The sequence below is a fragment of the Verrucomicrobiia bacterium genome (assembly GCA_036405135.1).
In the GTDB taxonomy this organism is placed as follows: Bacteria; Verrucomicrobiota; Verrucomicrobiia; order Limisphaerales; family JAEYXS01; genus JAEYXS01.
In genome coordinates this window covers 85,986-108,782 of the sequence record DASWYF010000040.1, presented here as the reverse complement: position 1 = coordinate 108,782, position 22,797 = coordinate 85,986, and the positions used below count along the sequence as shown (strand labels likewise).

Annotated in this window: 20 protein-coding genes; 7 read left to right on the top strand and 13 right to left on the bottom strand. The window is 57.0% G+C overall.

Annotated elements, in window-relative coordinates; all coding sequences use genetic code 11:
- Window positions 1–25: 25 nt before the first annotated feature.
- Together VGH19_19715 and VGH19_19710 are read left to right on the top strand one after the other, a co-directional pair.
- A complete protein-coding gene (locus VGH19_19715; GenBank protein HEY1173602.1) occupies window positions 26–433 on the top strand; it encodes an Rrf2 family transcriptional regulator in 408 nt (135 codons plus the stop codon).
- Window positions 434–440: 7 nt separating this feature from the next.
- Window positions 441–1,433 (top strand): phosphodiester glycosidase family protein, encoded by a 993-nt coding sequence (locus tag VGH19_19710; protein ID HEY1173601.1) that lies wholly within the window; start codon window positions 441–443, stop codon window positions 1,431–1,433.
- A 94-nt stretch (window positions 1,434–1,527) separates the two neighbouring features.
- Here the strand turns inward: VGH19_19710 and VGH19_19705 are convergent, their stop codons facing one another.
- From VGH19_19705 to VGH19_19675, 7 genes are all read right to left on the bottom strand, one after another.
- Complete coding sequence (locus tag VGH19_19705; GenBank protein ID HEY1173600.1) at window positions 1,528–2,148, bottom strand: YdeI/OmpD-associated family protein; 621 nt, start codon at window positions 2,146–2,148, stop codon at window positions 1,528–1,530.
- A gap of 11 nt (window positions 2,149–2,159) precedes the next feature.
- Window positions 2,160–2,804 carry a hypothetical protein gene (locus VGH19_19700; protein HEY1173599.1) on the bottom strand — a complete coding sequence of 215 codons (645 nt, stop codon included), beginning with the start codon at window positions 2,802–2,804 and terminating at the stop codon, window positions 2,160–2,162.
- 79 nt (window positions 2,805–2,883) lie between these two features.
- A complete protein-coding gene (locus tag VGH19_19695; GenBank protein HEY1173598.1) occupies window positions 2,884–3,480 on the bottom strand; it encodes a hypothetical protein in 597 nt (198 codons plus the stop codon).
- A 92-nt stretch (window positions 3,481–3,572) separates the two neighbouring features.
- A complete protein-coding gene (alaS, locus tag VGH19_19690; GenBank protein HEY1173597.1) occupies window positions 3,573–6,332 on the bottom strand; it encodes an alanine--tRNA ligase in 2,760 nt (919 codons plus the stop codon).
- A 55-nt stretch (window positions 6,333–6,387) separates the two neighbouring features.
- Window positions 6,388–7,305 carry an alpha/beta hydrolase gene (locus tag VGH19_19685; GenBank protein ID HEY1173596.1) on the bottom strand — a complete coding sequence of 306 codons (918 nt, stop codon included), beginning with the start codon at window positions 7,303–7,305 and terminating at the stop codon, window positions 6,388–6,390.
- Between the two features lie 263 nt (window positions 7,306–7,568).
- A complete protein-coding gene (locus tag VGH19_19680) occupies window positions 7,569–8,120 on the bottom strand; it encodes a histidine phosphatase family protein (GenBank protein HEY1173595.1) in 552 nt (183 codons plus the stop codon).
- Window positions 8,121–8,201: 81 nt separating this feature from the next.
- Window positions 8,202–9,341 carry a fibronectin type III domain-containing protein gene (locus VGH19_19675; protein ID HEY1173594.1) on the bottom strand — a complete coding sequence of 380 codons (1,140 nt, stop codon included), beginning with the start codon at window positions 9,339–9,341 and terminating at the stop codon, window positions 8,202–8,204.
- 197 nt (window positions 9,342–9,538) lie between these two features.
- Here VGH19_19675 and VGH19_19670 point away from each other — a divergent pair, with 197 nt between their 5' ends.
- From VGH19_19670 to deoC, 5 genes are all read left to right on the top strand, one after another.
- A complete protein-coding gene (locus tag VGH19_19670; protein HEY1173593.1) occupies window positions 9,539–10,348 on the top strand; it encodes a GntR family transcriptional regulator in 810 nt (269 codons plus the stop codon).
- 6 nt (window positions 10,349–10,354) lie between these two features.
- Entirely contained in the window at window positions 10,355–11,533 is a 1,179-nt protein-coding gene (locus VGH19_19665; protein ID HEY1173592.1) for a Gfo/Idh/MocA family oxidoreductase, read from the top strand.
- A 5-nt stretch (window positions 11,534–11,538) separates the two neighbouring features.
- Window positions 11,539–13,107, top strand: a complete 1,569-nt coding sequence (locus VGH19_19660; protein ID HEY1173591.1) for a hypothetical protein — start codon at window positions 11,539–11,541, stop codon at window positions 13,105–13,107.
- Between the two features lie 231 nt (window positions 13,108–13,338).
- Window positions 13,339–14,256, top strand: a complete 918-nt coding sequence (locus VGH19_19655) for a sugar phosphate isomerase/epimerase (GenBank protein ID HEY1173590.1) — start codon at window positions 13,339–13,341, stop codon at window positions 14,254–14,256.
- Window positions 14,257–14,382: 126 nt separating this feature from the next.
- Window positions 14,383–15,177 carry a deoxyribose-phosphate aldolase gene (gene deoC / locus VGH19_19650; GenBank protein HEY1173589.1) on the top strand — a complete coding sequence of 265 codons (795 nt, stop codon included), beginning with the start codon at window positions 14,383–14,385 and terminating at the stop codon, window positions 15,175–15,177.
- Window positions 15,178–15,370: 193 nt separating this feature from the next.
- Here deoC and VGH19_19645 read toward each other — a convergent pair whose 3' ends face one another.
- The 6 genes from VGH19_19645 to VGH19_19620 all read right to left on the bottom strand — a co-directional run bounded on the left by VGH19_19645 (window position 15,371) and on the right by VGH19_19620 (window position 22,747).
- The gene (locus tag VGH19_19645) at window positions 15,371–15,925 is read right to left on the bottom strand and encodes an NADPH-dependent FMN reductase (protein HEY1173588.1); all 555 of its coding nucleotides are present in this window, start codon (window positions 15,923–15,925) and stop codon (window positions 15,371–15,373) included.
- Window positions 15,926–16,115: 190 nt separating this feature from the next.
- Window positions 16,116–16,874 (bottom strand): type III pantothenate kinase, encoded by a 759-nt coding sequence (locus VGH19_19640; GenBank protein HEY1173587.1) that lies wholly within the window; start codon window positions 16,872–16,874, stop codon window positions 16,116–16,118.
- A gap of 252 nt (window positions 16,875–17,126) precedes the next feature.
- On the bottom strand, window positions 17,127–20,027 hold the full coding sequence (locus VGH19_19635) for a PQQ-dependent sugar dehydrogenase (GenBank protein HEY1173586.1): 2,901 nt from the start codon (window positions 20,025–20,027) through the stop codon (window positions 17,127–17,129).
- 87 nt (window positions 20,028–20,114) lie between these two features.
- Complete coding sequence (locus VGH19_19630) at window positions 20,115–20,618, bottom strand: NUDIX domain-containing protein (protein HEY1173585.1); 504 nt, start codon at window positions 20,616–20,618, stop codon at window positions 20,115–20,117.
- Window positions 20,619–20,627: 9 nt separating this feature from the next.
- Complete coding sequence (rsmA, locus tag VGH19_19625; GenBank protein HEY1173584.1) at window positions 20,628–21,449, bottom strand: 16S rRNA (adenine(1518)-N(6)/adenine(1519)-N(6))-dimethyltransferase RsmA; 822 nt, start codon at window positions 21,447–21,449, stop codon at window positions 20,628–20,630.
- Window positions 21,446–22,747: an aspartate aminotransferase family protein gene (locus tag VGH19_19620; GenBank protein HEY1173583.1), complete on the bottom strand. Its 1,302-nt coding sequence runs from the start codon at window positions 22,745–22,747 to the stop codon at window positions 21,446–21,448. Before VGH19_19620 ends, rsmA begins: the two co-directional genes overlap by 4 nt.
- Window positions 22,748–22,797 lie beyond the last annotated feature (50 nt).

Genomic DNA, 22,797 nt, shown 5'->3' with positions numbered 1-22,797 from the left:
AGGATTCATAGCCTAGATTGGCGGCGTGAAATTCTCGGTGAAGAGCGATTATGCGATGCGGGCTGTCTTCGGCCTGGCGCGGCACTATGCGTCCGGTAAGGCGCAGCGCGTGGAATCGCTGGCGGCGGAGCAGGGCATCCCGGCGAACTTCCTCACGCAAATTCTCATCGAGCTGAAATCCCAGCAGATCGTGAAAAGTGTGCGCGGCAAGATGGGCGGTTACTTGCTGGCGAAGGCGCCTTCCGAGATCACGGTGGGCGATGTGTTGCGTTGCATCCATGGAACACTGCTGGACACCCCGGCGATGAGTGATCCGCAGTGCGCCCCGGAGCTGCGTGGCGTGTGGCAGGAACTGGGCAAGGTGATGAACGATACGGTGAACCGGATCACTTTCCAGAAGCTGACCGAAAGTGGATCGGAGTATTCCATCTGATCTCATTGTGAACAGTTGGCCGCAGATACTGTGGTGGGTGGCCTTCGGGTTGGTGGCTTTTGTCTTCTTGGGCTGGCGGCTTTCGCGAGGTTTCTTCTCCGAACTTCAAGGATGGCGCAGGCTTTTCTTGCGAGGGACAATAGCTTTGGTGGTGGGCGGATTGCTCACGACAGGGGTGACGCTGGGTTGGTATTACCTGCGCCCGCAACCGGCATCGGTGATGCAGGAGCTGTTTCCTGGTGTTACGTATGTGAGGGAAGCGAGGAGGGGGCCACGCCCTGTGGTAATTCATGTGGTGACGATAGATTTGAAGGCGAACGGGGTGGGCTTTCTGGTGACGCCGGGAAAGCCTGGTGAGAAGCATCCGTTGACGGCGCGGACGACGGGTGAGTTCGCGCGTGAGTTCAAGACGCAGATCGCGCTGAACGGGGATTTTTTCTCGCCATGGTTCTCGAATGCGCCGTGGGATTATTACCCCCGCTCGGGCGATCCGGTCACGGTGCATGGCATCGCGGCATCGCAGGGGACAATCTATACCGAAGGGGAGCGTAAGTGGGACGCGCCGACTTTGTATATCAGCAGGGATAACAAGCTGTCACTTATCCGTCCTCCAGCGAGCGAGGTTTACAATGCCATCTCTGGAAATATTTTTCTCGTGCGTGAGGGAAAGAGGGGGCCGGAGCCGGTGCCGACAAGCAATACGCTGGAGCCGCGCACGGCGATTGGTTTCGATAAAGAGGGAACGAAGCTGATTCTCGTGGCAGTGGATGGGCGGCAGCCAAGGTATAGTGAAGGGATGAATTACGATGAGTTGATCCAGGTGATGGTGGATCAGGGGGCGCATTCGGCGATCAATCTCGATGGGGGTGGTTCAACGGCGTTGGTGGTGGAGCGTAGTCCGGGGAAGTGGGAGTTGCTGAATTGCCCGATCCATACACGGATACCGGGAAGGGAGAGGCCGTCAGGAAATCATCTAGGGGTGTTTGTGGAAAAACGCTAGGTTTTATTGTAGAGCCGTTGGCGCTCTCACTCCTCACCCCGGCCCTCTCCTCATTGAGAAGAGAGGGAGAACGTTTGTGGCCTGCTAATGCAGTTTATCCCTTTTTACGGTCGATCCATTTGTAGCCTTTGCTCAAGGCACCGAGAGTTTCTTTAAGGCGTTTTGCTTGAGTTTCAGGACGCTTGGCAGTGGCGAGCCAGACGATGTATTCTCGCTGGCAGGAGGGGGCGAGCTTTTGAAAATGGTCGTTCGCCTTTTTGTTTTTCTTTAAACCGGCGGCGAAGTAATCGGGTATGGGCCATGGAGCGCGCGTGCCGGGTTTGAGCTTGGGAACCGGGACAGCTTCAGGATCAGCATCCAGGGCGACGGCGGCGTGGACGAGTTCACGGAAGGCCTCGCGATTGAAGCCTTCCAGTGTGGTCACGCGGATGCTGCGGATGTTCGTATTGTTCGCTTCTGGAGTGAAGAGCTTGGCGGGGTCAGGTAATTCGGTGCCGCGAAAGAAAGTGATGCCGAGATGTTTCTTGCACGCGCTGATGCCGCAGACGAGTTTGCGTCCGGTGAAACAGAGCATGTTCCACTTGATGGATTCGGTGAGGTCCGGTTCCCACGTGAGGATCCATTCGTGAATCTTTTCTGCGAGTGGCCAGGAGAATTCCGGGCATGTCTCGAGCCATTCAGCGGGGTCGTGAGTGCGGGCGCGGCTGCAGTCCATGGGGTTAAGCGTTAAACATCAATCGTCGCCGGCAATTTCAACGTGCCGATCGGTTCATCGTAGTAATGCAGCCAGGCAGTGGTGGTGGCGGGTTTCACAGCGAAGGTGATCAGGAGGCGTTGTGTGCCCGGATACTTGCCTTCGTCATCGGGACCGAAGGCGGTTTCTTTCCAGATCTGCACTTCATGGGTGGTGCCGAGTTCCTTGCTGCCGTCTTCGAGTTCCTCAAGGCTTTTGATTTTATCGGAAGTGAGGATGAATTCGCCGGGTTCCCACACGCGGTCCTCGCCTTTCGGCGTGATGGTCATGTCCACTTGGTAATAGAGCTGCGGATCTTCGGGTTCATCGTCGTGATCGTCATCTTCTTCGGCATGTTCATGATCGTCTGCGGGTTCCATTTTTGGCATGGGAACGGCGGTGACGGAATGAACGGTCATGGTGGCCTCGCGCAATACGCGAGACTTCATAGAAAACATGCTGAGCAGGAATTTTTTGAACAGCTTGCCCGCTATGATTTTGCCAATCCAGAGCAAGGCGATGAGCAGAAACGGAAAAGCGACGAGCCCTTTCCAGCCGAAGTAATGGTGCAGTGCAACGGCGGTGCCGCCCACAAGTGCCAAGCCTAGCAATAGAACGATCAAGATGAGCCGGATCATAGAATTCCCTTTTTTGTTATCTCCCGAACGGCTAAAGGGATATTGGCAGGGGCAGGGGAAATGTCGAGAGCGGGGAGGGCTAGGCTTTGCGCCGCAGCCGTAAGAACTCTCGGATATGCAGGATGTGCAATTCATCCTTATCGCGCCGGATGGTTTCTTTGCTTTTCAATATCCGTTCCAGCTTAAGCACAGGCAGGGCATGGCCATGCAGAGAAGTTTTAACGGTATGTTTCCATTCGCTGGAAAATTTGCCCAATCCGGTGACTTCATAGACAAAGTTCACAGGAACGCCGTCTTCGAGATAGACCACTGTTTTGGCTGCGGGTGTGGCACCGAGTTTTTGGGCGAGATTGATCAGCCGCATGTATTGTCGGGTGGGAAGGTCAACCCACAGATCGATATCGAGGGTATTTGCCATCACCCCTTGGGCAACGGCGGCAGACATGCCGATCAGGATGTAGCGGATTTTTTCCGCTTCAAGGGCTTCCAATAACCGAACGAGCGGACGTTTTGTTCCCAAATGTCCCAACGTTCCTGCGGAGTTGCCGCGAGTCCGAGGGCGTGCAGCGACTTTTGTCCTTCGTCCAGCCAGCGAACGTTTTCCAGACGCTTTAACATCCGGGCGGCGCGAACGGGTAGCGGTAACTGTTTTCTTTTTGCTTCCTTCATGCGGCACACCCCTAAAGTAACAGACCGCACGTGAAAGTCACGTGCGGTCTGTGCAGAGGGAATTTTAGCAAGGGCTCGACAGAGTCTCGCCCTACCAAGTTAGACCAGCAGCGTCTTCACCTTCTCCAATGCCTCGTTGATCTTGCTGCCGTCTTTGCCGCCGCCGCGGGCATTGTCGGGTTTACCGCCGCCTTTGCCGCCGACGATGGGGGCGATGGTCTGGATGATCTTACCGGCTTGCACCTTGGCGGTGAAGTCAGGGGTCACGGCGGCGATGAGGGCCACGGCGCCGTTGTTCACGCCGCCGAGGACGATCACGCCTTTGAACTCGCTCTTGAGCGAGTCCACGATGGTCTGGACGGTGTCGCCGTCCGCATTGCCGACGTTCGCGGCGATGAGCGGGGTGCCGTTGATGGTTTCTACCTTGGCAAGCAGACTCTTGGCGGTCTGTGCGGCTTCGCGTTGGGCGGCGGCTTTCAGGGCTTTCTCCAAGTCCTTCTGATGCGCGAGCAGGGCGTCGAGCTTCTTCTCGATCTCGCCGAGCGGGGCGTTCATTTTGCCAGCAAGAGTCTTGAGGAGTTCGGCCTGTTCTCGGGCGATCTGGTAGGCGCTGAGACCGGCGACGGCTTCGATACGGCGTACGCCAGCGGAGACGGCGGATTCGCTGTTGATGCGGAACAAACCGATCTCGCCGGTGCCGCGCACGTGGGTGCCGCCACAGAGTTCCATGGAGTAACCGTTCAAAGCTTTCGCTTCGCCGCCGATCTGCACTACGCGCACGATGTCGCCATACTTGTCACCGAAGAACTGCATGATGCCCGCGTTCTTCTTCACCTCGGCGTAAGGCACTTCCGTCCAAGAGACGGCGGCGTTTTCGAGGATGCGTTCATTCACCAGCTTCTCGATGTCTGTGACTTGCTGCGCAGTGAGCGGGGCGCTGTTGAAGTCGAAGGTCAGCTTGTCTGGTCCCACGGCGGAACCTTTCTGCGAGGCTTCTTTGCTGGCGACTTCGTGCAAGGCCCAGTGGAGCAAGTGTGTGACGCTGTGATGACGCTCGACAGCGTGACGACGCGCGGGATCCACGGACAAGGTCACGCTCGCACCGACGGCGGGAGCATCACCTTGTTCGAGGAAATGCAAGAACGTGTTGCCGGTCTTCTTCGTATCCGATACGCGCCAGAGCTGGCCGGAGCCGGTGAGTTCACCGGTGTCACCGACCTGACCACCCATCTCGGCGTAGCAGGAAGTGGTGTCCAAAACGACCGCCGTCTTGTCCTTCAACTCGACGACTTCGACGACCTTTGCTTCGGTGTTCAAGGCGTCGAAGCCGATGAACTTCGTGGGTGTTTGCGTTTCGATCTGGGAAAGCTCGATGACGGTTTTCTTTTGAGCAGCACGGGCCATTGCCTTCTGCTCTTCCATGAACTTGTCGAAGCCAGCCTTATCGACAGACAACCCGCGTTCGCGAGCCATAAGCTCAGTGAGGTCGAGCGGAAAACCGTAAGTGTCATACAGAGTGAAAGCGAAGTTGCCTGACACTTGGCCTGAGATTTTTGCCGTGTTCTCGTTGAAGAGAGCGATACCACGATCCAATGTCTTGTTGAATGCTTCCTCTTCACGTTTTAGCACTTCCTGCACGTGTGCTTTGCGGGTGCGGATTTCCGGGAAGACATCGCCGAAGTGAACGGCTAGGACATCCACGAGCTTGTAGAAGAACGGTTCGTGGAAGCCGAGGGTGCGGCCATAGCGCACGGCGCGGCGTAGGATGCGGCGGAGGACGTAGTTGCGGTCGTTGTTGCCCGGTTGGATACCGTCGGCAATCGCGAAGCTGAGCGTGCGGATGTGATCGGCGATGACGCGGAAGGCCACGTCGATCTTCTCCTGCTCGGTGTCGCCGGTGGAGCCAGCTTTCGGGAGCGTGGAGCCATATTTCTTGCCGCTCAACTTTTCGATCTCGTCGAAGATCGGGCGGAAGATGTCCGTCTCGTAGTTGGAGATCTTGGCGTTCTGGAAATCCGTGAGGAACTTCGTGCCTTGGATGATGCTGGTCACGCGTTCGAAGCCCATGCCGGTGTCCACATGCTTCGCGGGCAGCGGTGAGAACGTGCCGTCCGGGTTCGCATTGTATTGGATGAAGACGTTGTTCCAGATCTCGATGCAGCGGGCATCGGAGCCATTCACGAGCTTCGCACCGGAGATTTGAGCGTCGAGGTCCGTGGCGATGGGGCCGGGGCGGAGATCCACGTGGATCTCGGTGCAGGGACCGCAGGGACCAGTCTCGCCCATCATCCAGAAGTTATCCTTCTTGTTGCCATTGACGATGTGGATGGCGGGATCGAGGCCCACGGATTGAAACTTCTCGGCCCAATAGCCCCACGCTTCTTCATCGCGATCAGCAGGATCGTTCTTCGATTTGTCCGGTTGATAGATGGTGGCGTAGAGGCGTTGTGGCGGGAATTTCCAGACTTGCACCACAAGTTCCCACGCCCAGTCGATGGCTTCTTTCTTGAAGTAATCGCCGAAGGACCAGTTGCCGAGCATCTCGAAGAACGTGTGGTGATAGGTGTCCAAACCGACGTCATCGAGATCGTTATGCTTGCCACCGGCGCGGATGCATTTCTGCGTGTCTGCGGCGCGCGTGTCGCTACCGGGGACTGCACCAGCCCACTGGGAGACGTCGGCCTTACGTTCACCGAGGAAGATAGGCACGAACTGGTTCATGCCGGCGTTCGTGAAGAGCAGGTTCGGGCTGTCCGGCATGAGGCTGGACGAGGGGACGATGGTGTGCTGCTTCGATTTGAAGAAATCGAGGAACGACTGACGGATCTCGGTGCTCGTCTTGGGAGAGTGGCTGCTCATGGACTGAATAATTCTAAGTTTTAAATTTTAAGTTTTGAATTCCCGGAAGCTGCAATCATTTCGCTGCTTTTGACTTTTCGCGTTCAAGGGAGGCTTCGGTGATAAAGTTTACGATGGCGAGGCGGGCGGGGTCTTCGGCATTCGCAATGTTACGGGCGATGCTGCCGTGATCGCGGTCTTTCACCAGGACGCCTTGCACGCGCTTGTTTCCAGCGGCTTTCATGGTGGAGACGAAATAGACATTCTCTTCCTCGCGGGTGGCCATGTCCTTGTCCGCATAGAGAACGAGCATGGGCGGAGTTACTTTACGCACGTGATAAATGGGCGCGGCTTCATCTGCGATGACATTATATTTTTCCAAACCGCGCTCCTCACGGATGGTGTAGTGCGTCATCATCTGGCCGCTGACGGGGATGATACCGGCGACGCTCTCCAGCGGGAGGCCGAACTCTTTCAGTCGTTTGGCATCCAAGCCCACGATGGCGGCGAGGTAACCACCGGCCGAATGACCGCCCAGGAAAACTTTCTCGGGGTTACCGCCGTGTTTCGCGATGTTCGTGACAGTCCACGCGAAGGATGCAGCGGCATCTTGTAAATACGCGGGATAGGTCACTTTTGGGCTGTAACGGTAATGAACAATCACGAAGCCGATTTCGGCATCCACGAGCGATCGGGCGATCTTCTGGGTGAATTCCATGTCAGCATCGCCGGTCTTCAAGGCGCCTCCGTGGAACCAAACGAGGGTGGGGAAGCCGGGTTTGGCAGGCAGATACAGGTCCAGCTTGCAGCGTTCTTGCTCGTAAGCAGTGAGGTCGCTGCCGGGTTTGTAGGGGATGTATTTGAGGACTTTGGGTTCAGCGGCGAAAGCTGAGAGCGAGATGAAAAAGGCGAGGGCGAGGCACAGCGACAGGTAACAGCGATTCGTTGACCGGTTGAGGCCGGTGATCAGGCGCGTTGTGCGTTCGTTTTTCATATGTTCAGTCAGGGACGGGGTAATACCTGTCCTTACCGGGTAAATGGCTGAACCGTTAAGTCCGACCAATTTAGGGCGGGAAGGATAGGGAAAAGGGGGAGAAACGCTAGGGGGAAGTTTCAGGGGGAAATACGAAGGGAGAAGGGCGAAGGACGAGCGTTCTAAAGCATCGAACATCGAACGCCCAACTTTCAACATCAAGAGGAGGAAGGTTAGAGCCTCCTTTGTCGGCTAATGTGGGCTCAGCCTCCATAACTCGGCGGCTACGGGTGTTTTTTGAAGACGTAGAGTTTGGCGTTTTCGGCTATGTTGAATTTGGGGCCGGTGTAGCCGTGTTTGAGGAGTTCTTTGCGGAGGAAGGCCATCATGCCAGCGTGGCTGACGATGAGGGTGTCCTCCTGAGTCTTGGCGAGGACTTCGGTGGAGAGGAAGTTTAGACGACTCATGAAAGCGGTCTTGGCGGTGTGCTGGGATTTATGGGAGCTAAGCCAGGCGAGGCGGAGCATCAGGCGCCAGGCGAGCAGGGGCATGCGGAGTTGGCCAGTGGCGAAGGGGAGGAATTCGGCTTCGCGCAGTTCGGGCATCTGCTGGACGGTGCCGGAGAAGGCGGCTTGGGCAGTGGTGTAGGCACGCGGGAGATCGCTGGAGAGGCATTTGCGCCAAGTGATGCCGCCGAGGTCGAGTGGTTTGCGGATGACCTCAGCGCGGTTGTAATCGTCTAGCCAGCGGGACAGGTCCGCGGAAGTCAACCAGCCGGAGGGCATGGGCGTGGCGACTTCGAAATGGCGGATAAGGCCGATGCGGGCTGATTTCATCAGAGTTTCAAGTTTTCAGTGTTCAGTTTTCAGCCGGGAAGGAACCACAGAAAACGCAGAATATACGGACGAAGAAGAGGTTTAAGGTTTTCGTTTCTGAAATGTCTTTTGGTCGAGCACACGACCGTCCATAGCTTTTAAGGCGACGGTCATCTCGCCGGTTTCTTTTTTGAAGGTGAGGAGGATGTAGCTGTGTTCGCTGGCGAAGAAGGCGGATTTGGGGTCGGGGTATTTATCGCCGTTGCCTTTGAGGGCGGTGTTGTAGTAGCTGAAGCCATCCACTTCGGCACGTTCGGCGAAGTAACCGAAGCCGGTGATGGCAAGGGAGCCTTTCTGGATGAACTGGCCCCATTTGCCTTTGGCTTGGAATCGGATAGAGGAATTCTTTTCGTTGTAGATGGTGATGACGTGGCCCGCTTTGGTGGAGTTCATCGTGTCTTCATACCACTTCAATTGCTCGGAGCCTTCGGCGAGGGCGTGGCAGGTTTGCCAAGTGGTGCCGATGTCTTGGATATGATTCAGATCGAGGGCGATGAAGCGGGCATCGAAGCCGGGGATGTCGAAGGTCCATTTCCATTCATCACCGGGCAATTCGAAGAAGGTGCGGTAGGCGAGGGCGTTGGTATCGTAAACATTCTCTGCGGGTGGTTTGGGACCGCGTGGACGGATCTCGCGGTCGTGATTTCCGAGGGCGGGCAGGAAAGGTGTGCTGCGGAAAAGGTCAAGCTGGGAGTCGATTAGAGTGCTGAAAGCTTTGGTGCAGTTGGTGACGCCCGCACCGCAGAATTGATGAAGGCTGGGGACGTTATCGCCAGAGGTGAGGAGGAGGTGGATATCGTCTTTCTTCAGCGCGGTGAAGTCGGGTTTCGCGAAGCCCCAATCGGCGACGAGGGCGACGCGGAGTTCTTTGGTGGGATAGCCTTTGAACGTGGCGATCTCAGAAACTTGAGTGCCGGTTTTGACGCGGTAGTGGTAGGTGGCGTCGGTTTGCTTTAGCGGAATCTCGACGTGATGGAGGGTTTGTGAGCCGGAGACTTTTACGGTTTCACCGAGTTGGTCGGAGGTGCCGAATTCGACGATGGAGTCGCCGGGATGTTTAGTTTGCCAACTGATGACGATATGCGAAGGCGTGGCGGATTTGTGCGTCAACCAGATGCGCTCCACCTGCGCCGTGGCGGGGATGGCGAATGCCAAAAGAAAAAGGCTCAACAAGCGATGCATGATGAGCCAGTTTCAATTTTGATCAGCGGATGGTCAAGCTAGGGCTTGTATGAACCTGATCCTGGAAATGCTAAAAGGTGTGAAGTGTAGCTTCTCCTGCTAAAGGCTATAGGCAATCATATCCTGAGGATGGGTGGATAAATCTGCAGTTGAAAAACTTGACTTTATCTATAGTGTGGACTAGCCACTAGTCCACAATGACAGTTGCGCGAGAAACAGAGCTGGTAAGGGACCCGGTCTATCATCAGTTGCATGACCGGTTGCGGGTGTTGTTGAGCAAGGGTGAGTATGGGCCGGGGGCGAAGTTTCTGACGGAGCGGGAGATCTCCACGAAGTATCGGGTGAGCCGGGTGACGGCGAACAAGGCGTTATCGCATCTGGTGGTTTCAGGGGCGTTGGAGTTTCGCAAGGGTGTGGGGACCTTTGTGCGGGCCGGTGGTTTGCAGAATGATTTGAGGCAGTTGGTGAGTTTCACGGAGAAGGCGGAGGCTTGTGGATTGAAGCCGGCGACGAAGGTGTTGAGTCATCAGATCACAAAGGCGGGTGAGGTGCGGGCGGAGGTGGGTGAGGCGCTGAAGATCGAGACGGAAGAGGCGCTGCATTATTTCGAGCGGTTGCGGTTGGCGGATGAGGAGCCAGTGATCCTTGAGCGGCGGTTTGTGGTGGCGCGGTTTTGTCCACGGCTGACGAAGGCGCAGTTGAAGGGTTCGCTGTATGCATTGTTGGAGGATGAGTTGGGTATACGACTGGGTGGCGCGGAACAGACCATCCGGGCCTTGAGCTTGCCCGCAGCAGATGCGAAGCTGCTGGGCGTCTCCACTGGAACGGCTGCACTATGGGTGCGGGCCACTGGTTTCACGGCACTTGGCGAACCGCTGTGGTTAGAAGATACGCTATACCGGGCGGATCGGTATGAGTTTCAGAACGTTTTGGGGGCACGACAGCAGAGCGGGCCAGCGCGTCCGAAGCTGGGTGCGCAACCGGAATTTTTCGCTTTTGGGAAGTAACAACACATGAGCAAACCATTGCATCAACTGCGCGTGGGCGTCATCGGCACGGGATTCATCGGGCCGGTGCATATCGAGGCGCTGAAACGGCTGGGCGTGCAGGTCACGGCGATCTGCGGTTCCACGAAGAACGCGAAAGCGACGGCGGAGAAGTGGGGCATCCCGGAGGTGTATGGGGATTACGATTACGAGGCGATGTATCGTTCGCCGAATGTGGATGTCATCCATATCACATCGCCGAACAAGGTGCATGTGGAGCAATCGCTCGCGGCGTTGAAAGCGGGCAAGCATGTGGTGTGTGAGAAGCCGCTGGGCATGACAGCGAAGGAGACGGTGAAGGTGGTCAAGGCGGTGCAGAAGGCGAATGCGCCAGTGTTCGCGGTGAATTACATGTGCCGGTTTTTCCCGGCGGTATTGCAGATGCGGGCGATGGTGGCTCGGGGTGATCTGGGCGAGATCATCCATGTGCAGGGGCATTTTTTCCAGGACTGGTTGTTACAGGCGACGGATTACAACTGGCGTTTGCTGGCGAGTGAGGGTGGCAAGCTGCGCGCGGTGGGTGACATAGGCACGCACTGGATCGATGCGGTGTCGTTCATGTTGGGGACGAAGGCGGAGGCGGTGTTCGCGCATCTGGAGACGTTTCACAAGACGCGTTACCGGCCGAAGGGTGAGGTGCAGACGTTCGCAAAGATTGATCCGAAGACGATGGTGCCTTACGCTGTGGACACGGAAGATTTTGGAACGGTGCTGCTGAAGTTCGGCCAGGCGAAGCATGGTTTCGTGAATGGCACGCATGCGAATGCGAGCATCTCGCAGGTGGCGGCGGGGTGGAAGTGCAGTCTGGCGCTGGGCATCTACGGAACCAAGGGAAGTGTGCGGTGGGATTTGCAGCAGCCGAATGAGATTTTGGTGGGACGCCGCGATGAGCCGAACCAGATCCTCCAACGGGCTACGGCCGGGTTCAGTGAAGATGTTGCGGGTTTCACGGATTATCCGGGCGGGCATCCGGAAGGGTTTCCGGACAGTCACAAGATGCATTATCGCGCGGTGTATGAGCACATCGCGAGCGGGCGCAAGACGGCGGTGCTGTTTGCGACGGCGGCGGATGGGCACCATGAGGTGCAGTTGTGCGAGGCGATTCTCAAGAGCAGTGAGGGAAAAAAGTGGGTCAAATTGAAGTGAGTTTTATGAAAATCACCTGGTTACGATTACTGCTGCTGAGCTTGAGTCTTTGCGTTCTTGCGCCAAGTGAAACTATCGCGTCGGAGGTGAAGGCCAAACCCGCATTGGGAATCAATCTGGCGGGGCCGGCGGATTGGAATACGGAGTTGCCGTTTGTGGATGTATTCCGGTTATCGCGGCAGTGGATCAGCCAGAGGCAAGGAGAGGGCTGGGGCAAGGGGCCGAAGCTGGAGCTGGATGAGCGTGGGTGGATCAAGCGATTAGAGGCGGGGTGTTTTGCGGAGACGCCTTTGTGCACGATTGAGGGCGGGCATTATCCGAGTGGTGAGTGGACAGTGTTATGGGAGGGTGAAGGAAAGATCGAGCTGTCGAAGGGAAAGGTGGTTTCCAGTGCGCCGGGCAAGATGGTGGTGAACATCGACGCGAAGGGTGGCGGTTTTTTCCTGCGCTTGAAAGAGACGAAGGCGGAAAATCCGATCCGCAATATCAAGGTGTTGATGCCGGGCTTCAGCGCGGAGCAGGCGGCGAAGAATCCTTGGAATCCGAGTTTTCTGAAGCGCTGGCAGGGCATGGCGAGTTTGCGGTTCATGGATTTTCAGGAGACGAACAATTCCAAGCAGAAGAAGTGGTCGGACCGGCCCAAGCCGGAGGATGCGACTTATACGCGCGAGGGTGTTCCGGTGGAGTTGTTGTGTGATCTGGCGAACCGGTTGGAATCGGACCCGTGGTTCTGCCTGCCGCATGAGGCGGATGATGAGTATGTGCGGGAGTTCGCGAAGCTGGTGAAGGAGAGGCTGAATGCGCAGCGGCGGGTGTATGTGGAGTATTCCAATGAGGTGTGGAACGGGCAATTCCAGCAGAGCAAGTATGCGGGTGAGCAGGGTGTGAAACTGGGTTTTGCCACGAAGACGTGGGAGGGGGCATGGCGTTACACGGCGCACCGGTCGCAGGAGATATTTCGTATCTGGGAAGAGGTGTTCGGCGGAAAAGAACGATTGGTGCGAGTATTGCCATCACAAGCAGCGAACAGTCACGTGAGCAAGGAGGTGACGGGGTGGAAAGACGCGGGGAAGAACGCGGATGTGCTGGCGATCGCGCCGTATATCTCGATGAATATTCCGAAGGAGGGGAAGCGATTGACGGCGGCGGATGTAGCGGCGTGGTCCGTGGATAAATTCTTGGATTATGTGGAGACGAATGCGTTGCCGGAGTGCATCCGGTGGATGCAGGAGAATCGGAAGGTGGCGGCACAGCATGGATTGAAGCTGGTGTGTTATGAGGCGGGGCAACATTTTGTGGGCGTGGCCGGGGGCGAGAATGACGCGGCGTTGACGAAGTTGTTGCACGCGGCGAATGCGCACCCGAGGATGCAGGGTATCTATCAGAAGTATTATGCGGCGTGGGAGGCGGTGGGTGGGGATCTGCTGTGCCATTTCTCCAGCGTGAGCCAGTGGAGCAAGTGGGGAAGTTGGGGGCTGCTGCAGTATGCGGATGATGAGGTGAAGCAATCGCCGAAGTTCAAGGCGACGATGGAGTGGGGGAAGAAACTCAGGCAGAGGGTGGTGGAGCCGTGAGGCGAATTAACGATACGGGGCACCCCTCACCCCGGCCCTCTCCCCTCCGAGGGGCGAGGGTGGTGGAGCGTTTGGGTGTTTTTCACAGGTGCGGTGAGGTTGTGAGGGCAGATGCTTCGGCGGCGGCGCGGTAAGAATACCGCGCCCTACCATCCCGAGTGCGCTGAGGGTGGGTACAAATTGTACGCACCCTGTGAAAGAGTTCTTAATAATTCTTAAAATTAAAAATTTATGAAACTGGGATTTGTGTCGGCGATTTTGCCGGAATTGGATTTAGATCAGGTGCTGGCGTTTGCGGCGCAAGAGAGGTTTTCATGCGTGGAGGTGATGTGCTGGCCGCAGGGGAAGGCGGAGCGGAAATATGCGGGGATCACGCATATCGACGTAGAGGGGTTCAATAAATCCAAGGCGGAGGAGGTGCGGGCGCTGAGTGCGAAGCATGGAGTGGGTATCACGGCGTTGGGGTATTATCCGAATCCGCTGGACCCGAATGCGGAGGTGTCGCGGGTGGCGGTGAATCATCTCAAGAAGGTGATCAAGGCGGCGGCGGTGTTGGGGTTGAAGAATGTGAACACCTTTGTGGGGCGGGATTGGACGAAGAGTGTGGATGAGAATTGGCCGCGTTTCTTGAAGGTGTGGCGGCCGATCATCGAGCTGGCGGAGGATCATGATATCAAGATCGGCATCGAGAATTGTCCGATGTTTTTCACGAAGGATGAGTGGCCGGGCGGGAAGAATCTGCTGACGACGCCGGTGATCTGGCGGCGGGCTTTTAGCGACATTGATTCAAAGCATTTCGGGCTGAATTATGATCCGTCGCATTTCATTTTGCAGCAGATGGATCCGATGGGGCCGTTGAAGGAGTTTCAGGACAAGCTATTTCATCTGCATGCGAAGGATATGAAGATGAAGCGGGATCGCCTGCAACAGGTGGGGATTTTTGCGCATCCGCTGGAGTGGCATCAGCCGCGTATCCCGGGGTATGGGGATATCGATTGGGGCAGGTTCATGAGTGCGGTGATGGAGACGACGTATCGCGGGCCGGTGTGCATCGAGGTGGAGGATGACACGTTCGGGAAGACGTTGGAGGGACGGCAGGAGGCGTTGAAGGTGGCGAGGAATGTGTTGGCGCCGTATTTTGCAGATTAATTTTCAATGAGCGTTCAGAAAACAAAGAAGGCACCCCTCACCCCGGCCCTCTCCCCTCCGAGGGGAGAGGGGTGAGAGCGCTTACGTTTTCAATACGGTTTTGATGGTTCGAATATATAAATTTTTATGAAATATACTTACGAAGAATTGGCGAAGATGATTGACCACTCACTGCTGCATCCGACGATGACGGATCAGGAATTGGAAGACGGGTGCAAGCTGGCGGCGAAGTATGGGGTGGCTTCGGTGTGCATCAAACCTTACGCGGTGAAGCAGGCGGTGCAATGGTTGAAGGGCTCGGATGTGATCGTGGGGGCGGTGATCGGGTTTCCGCATGGGAATGCGTGTACGGAGTCCAAGCGGTATGAGACGGAGCTGGCGTGCAAAGATGGCGCGAAGGAGATCGACATGGTGATCAATATCGGCAAGGCGCTGAGCGGTGATTGGGCGTACGTGGAGAAGGACATCAAGGCGGTCTGTGATGAGGCGAAGAAGCACGGGGCCAGGGTGAAGGTGATCTTTGAGAATGATTATCTGACGAAGGGTGGCGCGGGCTTGAGCAGCGATGAGTTCAAGCAGAAGTTGTGTCAGCTCAGCGAGCGCGCCGGGGTGGCATGGGTGAAGACTTCGAGCGGGTATGGTTTTGTGAAGCAGGCGGATGGGAGCTACAATTATAAGGGCGCGACGGAGCATGATCTGGCGTTGATGCGGGCGAATGTGTCGGCGGCAGTGCAAGTAAAGGCCGCAGGTGGGGTGCGCGATCTGGATGGCTTGATTAAGGTGCGTGACTTGGGCGGCTCGCGTTGTGGCGCGACGGCGACGGCGGCGATGATGGATGATTATCGGAAGCGCGAAGCGGCGGAGAAGGCGGGGCAGGTGGTGGAGGGGAAGAGTGGTGGGATTGGGGCGGGTGGGTATTGAGACGTGCGAGGTGGGAATCGGTTTGGAATTCTCACGCGCTGCGGCTGGTTCCGCTAAGGCGGAACACAGCCGCGGTCCAATGAAAAGGCAGCTCCGACTGATGTCGTCGGCTACGCTGGGGTAACGCGGCAGGATGCCGCTTTAACCCATCCACAGGATGCGGGCGCTACGCTACGAGGGCGGCTATGTTATGCTATGGGCGCAGGGATTTGCCCTTCAACTTTTCGACGAAGGTGGTGAAGCCTTCGGCTTGTTGCTTGAAGCGTTCGCGGAGTTCGGGGTCTTTGAGTTTGCCGGTGGCATCGAGCTGGTTCATGACGCCGGGCACGAAGACGCGGGCGGGGTAGATGTGGGCGTTCCGATAGCCGAAGATCTGTTGCAGGTGTTCCACGGGACGGAGAGCACCGAACATTCCGGCAGCGACGCCGACGAAGCAGACGGGGCGGTGCTCGAAGGCTTCCGGGAATTTCAGCATGTCGATGAAGTATTTCAGGACGCCGGGCATGCCGCCGTTGTACTCAGGGGTGATGACGACGAGGCCATCAGAGTTCAGGATGGCATCGCTGAACTTGGTGAAGCCGACAGGCTTGATGCTGTAGGCAGCAGGGGTGAAGAGGTCAGCAGGGAGATCAACGAGATCAAGGGTTTGCGTGGGGACTTTGAGGTCGCGGTAGATGGCTTCGATCTCAGCGGTGACTTTGCGGGTGTTGCTGTCAGCGCGGTTGGTGCCGGAGATGAGGGTGATCATACTTTTAGGGGTGGATGTAAAATTTGTTTCAGGCAAATTGATGTCGCTTCGTAATATTTTAACGAAATTATTTATCCAGTGGAGCCATGGAGAATGCTTCATCCGATTCTGTAAGGTGCATTTTCATCGTGTGCCGAAACGTGCAGGAGAGTCGAAATGTTTCATGCATTGAATGTTTGGTCACTGGTTGTTACTCCACCCTATGATTCCCTAGCCAGTTCAGGCGCAGGCCTTCGAGTGTGAGAGTAGGACGGACTTCAGTGATCTCTTTCAGGCCTTTAGCCATCAATGGAGCGTAGCCACCGGTGGCGATGACGGGGAGTTTCGGAGATTTGAGTTCGCGGGTGAGTTCGTGGATAAGTTTTTGCACGAGGCCGCGATAGCCTTGCACGGCACCGATGAGCATGGCTTCCTCGGTGTTCTTGCCGACGACGCTTTTCACATCGCGAATCTTGATGCGCGGGAGGAGGGCGGTTTTTTCGTGGAGGTAATCGGTCATGGCGGAGAGGCCGGGAGCGATGATACCGCCGATGTAGTTTTTGTTCCGGTCAACAACGTCGAAGGTCACGGCGGTGCCGAAGTCCACGACGACGACGGGTGATTTGTAGAAATGGCTCGCAGCGATGGCGTTCGCGAGACGGTCGGGACCGATGGTGGCGGGGCGGGGATACTTGATGCCGACGCCGGTGACGTTTTTGTGGTTGAGGACGATGGTGGGGACTTTGCCGTAACCGGCAGCGGCTCTGAGGACATTGGCGGTGGCGCGCGGGACGACGCTGCAGACGGATACGCCGGTGATATCGCGAGTGCCGACGAAGGACTGGAGCTTTACCTGCACGGTGCGGTGCGACCATTCGGCGGTGGGGATGTTCGTTTGACGCAGGACCTTGGAATTGGTCGCGAGGCCCACGTGCGTGTGAGTGTTGCCGATGTCGAACAGGAGCAGCATGCGGGAAGGGAGCATGAGGCAGAAGGGAGTCGGAGGGAAGAGAGAAAGGTGGTGTGAAAATCGAGGACGACGACGAGAACGAGGACGACGACGAAAGGGGGCACCCCTCATCCCGGCCTTCTCCCCTGCCGAGGGGAGAAGGAGATGGGAGTTCTTAGTCGTCAGTGATAGCTGCTGAGTAAGAAAGACCAGATGCTTCGGCGACGGCCGGCTGAGGACAGCCAGCCCTACCATGGTCGGGTGCTTCGACGCTTACTTCAATGAATAGAGGAATTCTACGAGGTCGGCGGCTTCTTGGGCGGTCAATGATTGGAGGAGCATTTCGGGCATGGCGGAGAGTTTTTGTTCCTGCACTTTATCCACGTCTTTGGCGGCGAGCTTGATGATTTGGGCGTTGGCATCTTTGAGTTGAATCTCAGTCGAGGTGCGGCTGAGGAGGAAGCCGGTGTAGGCGAGGTCATCCTTGGTTTCGACGTTGTAGCTCTTGAAGGCGGGGTCGATGTTGCGTGAGGGTTCGAGGATGTTCTCGAGGATTTTGGCGCGGTCGTATTTACGTCCGATGGTGCTGAGGTCAGGGCCGAAGTTGCGACCGGTACCGTTCATCTGATGGCATTGGGTGCATTGCAGGCCGCTGGCGTTCATGAAGAGGGTACGACCGCGTTCGATGTTGCCTTTGAGTGAGAGGATGTCGCCGGGGCGGATGTTTGTGCCGAGGGTGCGGCTGCGCTTATCGGGTGGTAGGAAACGTTCGAAGAGTTCGCGGATTTCTGGACGGGTGGAGGCGAGGCCGCGTTGGATGAGGTCGTCGCGTTCTTGGGTGCTCCATTTCTTTGGCTCGCCTTCGAGAGAGCAGATGGCGGCGAGGGTTTGGGAGGTGGTGTCGAGCTTCGCCGGTTGAGTGAAAGAAACGGGAGCGAGGTTGTTTGTGGATTTGAGTTCGCGGACCCAGCGTTCGAGAAGTTTCAGAGCGGTGGTATCGACTTCTTGCGCGCCGAGGTAGGGCATGTGGCCGCGACCAAGCTTGGCGAAGCGGTAGAGCAGCACGGATTCATGCGGGCGACCGGCGGTGATGACGTGCGGATTATCGAGGCCAAAGGTGCCTTGCGAGGGGGCGGCGTCGATGGCGAGCATTTTGTCATTGGCCATTTCCCAACGGAAATCCACGGTGGAGGCGCCGCTGCCGCCGAAGCGGTGGCAGTGCGAGCAATTGACGTGCAAATAAGCGCGGGCGCGCTCATTCACAGTGGCGGTCTCGTCCTTGAGCGAGGCCATGCGCTGATATTTCGGCACGGGATATTGGAAGAGGCCGAGTTGTTTCAGCACGTCCATCTGATTGCGTTTGCTGCCAGCGTGGGTGATTTCGCGGTCCAATTGAAAAGCAGCAAAGCTGTGGATGGTGCCGGTGCGGGTGAGGTGGCAAACCATGCATTCGGTGCGATTCGAGTAGCGCCAAGTCCACGGGTGCGGTTTGGCATTCGCAGAGTCTTTGACTTGATAGGTTTCCTCTTTGCCGTCGCCATCGTAGAGCACGGCGTCTTTTTGATCTTTCGTCCAATGGTAGCTGTAGGCTTTCCAATCATCGCCGGTGTTGTGGAGGATTTGGGTTTCGAGACGGCGACGGGTGGCGGGGTTGCCTTTCTCCAGTTCCACGTAAACGGTGCGGGCGAAGACGGTGTTCGTGGGGAAGCGCCACGCATCTTTCGTTTCACCTTTGCTGAAATCACCTTTCAGGAATTTGCTGATGACGTTGGTGCCGGGCAGGGCGATGAAGCGTTCGGCGCTGGTGCCATCAGACCACATTTCGGTATTGATGTCGTAAGGCAAGACGCCTTTGGCGACTTGATGCTTGGCGGTAGAGTAGAAGAGGCCGGTGTCGCTGAGTTTCTTGGGGAAACTGGTGGCGACGGCGGTTGTTCTATTCGGAAGCAGTTCGAAGATGCCGCCATCGTAGCTGACGACGTAGAGCTCGCGGTTATGATCTTCACCGAAGCAGATGATGGGGATGGGAGAGCTGGCGATCTCCTGCACCTCGGGCTTGCCATCTTTCACTTCGCGCAAGGCCCAGATCTTGCCGGTGACCCAATCGCCGTGAATGTATTTGCCCACGAGGTCGGGATATTTCTTCCCGCGATAGACGTAGCCGCCGGTGATAGAGCGGGCGACGGAATGAGAGTGAACGTAAGTGGGCGGTGTGACGGGTGTAGGGCCGAGCGGTTCATTTGGGTGAACGAGTTGCGGGCCTTCCATGACGCTCCAGCCGTAGTTCGCGCCGCGTTGCACTTTGTAGATGAGTTCCCAAATCTCCCAACCGACATCGCCGACCCAAAGCGCGCCGGTGACGGGGTCGAAACTCATCTTCCACGGATTGCGGAAACCGTAGGCCCAGATCTCCGGGCAGGCGCCGGGTGTTTTGACGAAAGGATTATCAGCGGGGACGGAATAGAGTTTATCACCAACGGGTTTGTTGACGTCGATGCGCAGGACGCAGCACATGAGGTCGTTCAGGTTCTGGCCGGTCTTGTAGAGATCGGGAGGGCTGGCGGGGCCGCCATCGCCGGAGGAGATGTAGAGCATGCCATCGGGGCCGAACTGGAGTGAGCCGCCGTTGTGGCCGCCGGAGCGCCACGTGATGATGATGCGTTCGCTCTTGGGATCGATGCGGAGCGGTTGGGTATCGGGCAGGGTGAACTCGGAGACGTGTGTGCCGTTCTCGACGTCAGGCTTAGTGATGTAGCAGATGTAAACTTTGCGGTTCTTTTTGAAATCAGGGTGGAAAATCATCCCGTAGCTTTCGTGGTGTTGCTTCAACTCTTTTTTGAGATCGAGGATGACTTGGGTGTTCGTGGCTTGGCCGTCGTTCTTGAAGACATGGACTGGTCCACGTTGTTCGAGCAACACCATTTGATCGGTGCCGGGCAGGGCGACCATTTCCACGGGGTTCTTGAATTGGAGCTTAGGAAAGGTGCGTTCGGCGCGGTAAGGCGGTGGTGCTTCCGCAGTGCCGATGATGCGGGAGGTGGTCCAGGGCTGTCGCTTCTCGGGGAGTTCAGCGGCGCAAATGAATCGTGTAGCGAGAAATAGTAAGGGAAAAATTAGTAGCCAAGTGGATGCACGCTTGCCAAGGCTTGGGCGAATGGTGTCAGTTTGGGACATGTGTGATGGCCCAGACGATAACGAGTCTGTCGCATAAGGCAATCGCAGAGGGGCCAAATGCGGCATATCTGTAGATGCGAGGATGCGCTAGAGAAACTTTTTAGCGTGGGACCAGACTTTCAAGAATGAGATGGCGAAGTCTTGGGGGCGCGTCGCGGTCCATTCGTCGAGGTGCTTAGCGGTAAACCAATCGCCAGTTTCGATCTCTTCGGGGTGCAGGACGAAGGGACCTTCGGAGACGGTGTGATAGACCCAGACGAATTCCTGGCCGGTTTCTTTGCAAGCTGTGATGTAGCAGAGGCGGCGTGGGGTTTTTACGATGGAGATGCCGATCTCTTCGCGGAGTTCGCGGATGGAGCAGGTGTCGTAGTCTTCGCCGCTATCCACATGGCCGGCGGCGGAGGTGTCCCAGAGGCCGGGTGAGGAGTCCTTGCTCATGGAGCGTTTCTGCATGAAGACGTCGCCTTTCGCATTCGTGACGATGATGTGCACGGCACGGTGTTTCAGGCCGAGGCGATGAACTTCACGACGGGGCTTTTGATCGATCACTTCGTCGCGGTCATTGACGACATCAAAAATTTCTTCGGCCATAAAGATTAATTAAGCGAGGGCTTTGGTAAGGGCAGCGAATTGTTCCAGAGAGATTTTCTCCGCGCGAATCTGCAATGGGAGGCCAACGGTGTTGAAGGCGGCTTCAAGTTGTTCGGTGGGCCAGTTTTGTTTGAGGAGTTTGATGGCCATTTTGCGACGTTGACCGAAGGCGGTTTTCACAATGCGCTCGAACTTGGGGACAAGTTCGACGGGCAGTAAAGGTTGTTCGCGACGGATCAGGCTGATGCAGGCGGAATCGACATCGGGTGCCGGGAAGAAACAGCCGGGCGGAATCTTGAACAGCCCCATCGGGCGGTAATGCAATTGCACGAGCAAAGTCAGAATGCCGTAGTCATCGCTGTCAGTTTCGGCCATTAGGCGCTGGGCGACTTCGAGTTGCAGCGTGGCGATGAGGCGTTCGGGCTTGCGAGGATTGTGCGCGAGTTCGACGAGAATGGGTGAGGCAACGGAGTAAGGGAGATTGGCTACGAGCTTCCAGTCCTGCCAATCGCGCTCCTGATCTTCGACGACGCGCAAGGCGTCAGCGTGTAGCAGGGTAAAGTTCTTATTCTCGGCGAAGCGTGATTGGAGTAACGGGATGAGGCGTTGGTCTTTTTCGATGGCGAGGACTTCGTTGCCGTTCTCCAAAAGCAATTCGGTGAGCGGGCCGAGGCCGGGACCGATCTCCAGAAGTTTGTCCCCGGGCTTGATCTCACCGGCGCCTGCGATGCGACGGAGTTGATTGCCATCGTGCAGGAAGTTTTGCCCGAGAGATTTGGTGAGCATGATGCCGTGCTGGGTGAGCAGGGCGCGCATTTCGGTGAGGTTCACTTGGTCACCTCCGTGAGGCATTCGCCGAGGGCTTTCACTGTGCGGCGCAATCCGGCTTCGGTGATGGTGAGCGGTGGTGTCAAAGAAATGACGTCGGCGAATTCGCCTTCGGGCAACAGGATGAAGCCGCGTTGGAGCAGGCGGTTGATAGTTTTCAAAACGGTATGAGTGGCGGGCTGGTTGTCTTGCGTGCGGATTTCGAGGCCAGCCATGAGACCACTGACGCGAACTTCAAATTTCAGACCGGTGGGTGGCTTGAGGGTCTTCAGCAATTTCTCCAAGACAAGGCCGAGTTTACGGCTGCGCTCGGGTAATTTCTTTTTCTGCAATTCATCGATCTGGGCGAGGGCCATGGCGCAGCCAACGGGATGGCCTAGGAAGGTGGAGGTATGGATGGCTTCGCCGTTCGAGGGCGGCCAAGCCTTATCCATCACGGCAGCGGAGCCGACGCAGGCGGAGAGCGGGAAGCCGCCGGTGAGAGCTTTTCCGAGGCAGATGAGGTCTGGCATTACACCGCTGTGTTCGCAGGCGAACCATTGGCCGGTGCGGCCGAAGCCGGTGTAGATCTCATCGAGGATGAGCAGGGCTTGGTGCTCATCGCAGAGGCGGCGCAGGAGTTTGAGGAAACTCTCGGGTGGAAGATTGATGCCGCCACGGGCTTGCATGGGCTCCAGCAGGAGCGCGCCGATTTTTTGCTTTTTGAAGAGTGCGCGAATCTGCTGCTCGATGGATTTCAGGTCGTCATAGGTCTTGGGGAAGGAGACAAAATGGCCGAACGACTTGAGTTGTTTGCGGAAGGGGCCGTGAAAGTGTTTTCGATGCGTCGCGTTCAACGCGCCATAGCCGACGCCGTGATAGGCTCCCTGAAAGGCGATGATGCCGGGCTTGCCGGTGGCGAGGTGAGCGGTCTTCAGGGCGGTTTCCACGGCTTCGAAGCCGGAGTTGCAGAAGATGGTTTTGCCTTGGGCACTTTTCTTCCAACGACCGAAGGTGATATCGCTGAGTTTTTGGGCGAGGGCGGCTTTGAGCGGGTGCGGATGCACATCGCCCATGGCGTGCAGGAGCTTGCCCATTTGCTTTTGGCCAGCTTTGACGACTCGGGGATTCGCATGGCCGGCGGCGGCGACGCCGAAGGCGGCGGTGAGGTCGAGGTATTTGCGGCCTTCGATATCCCAGACGTAGTTGCCTTGGGCGCGTTCCCAGACGATGGGCCAGCTACCATCCGGTTCGGTGAACAGGATGTTGCGTGACTCGTAGGTCTGCAACGTGCGCAGGACGATTTGTGTTTTCGTGGGCATCAGTGGCTCAACGGTGGGGAGAGTCTAATGAAGGGCGGGCGTGGTGCCAC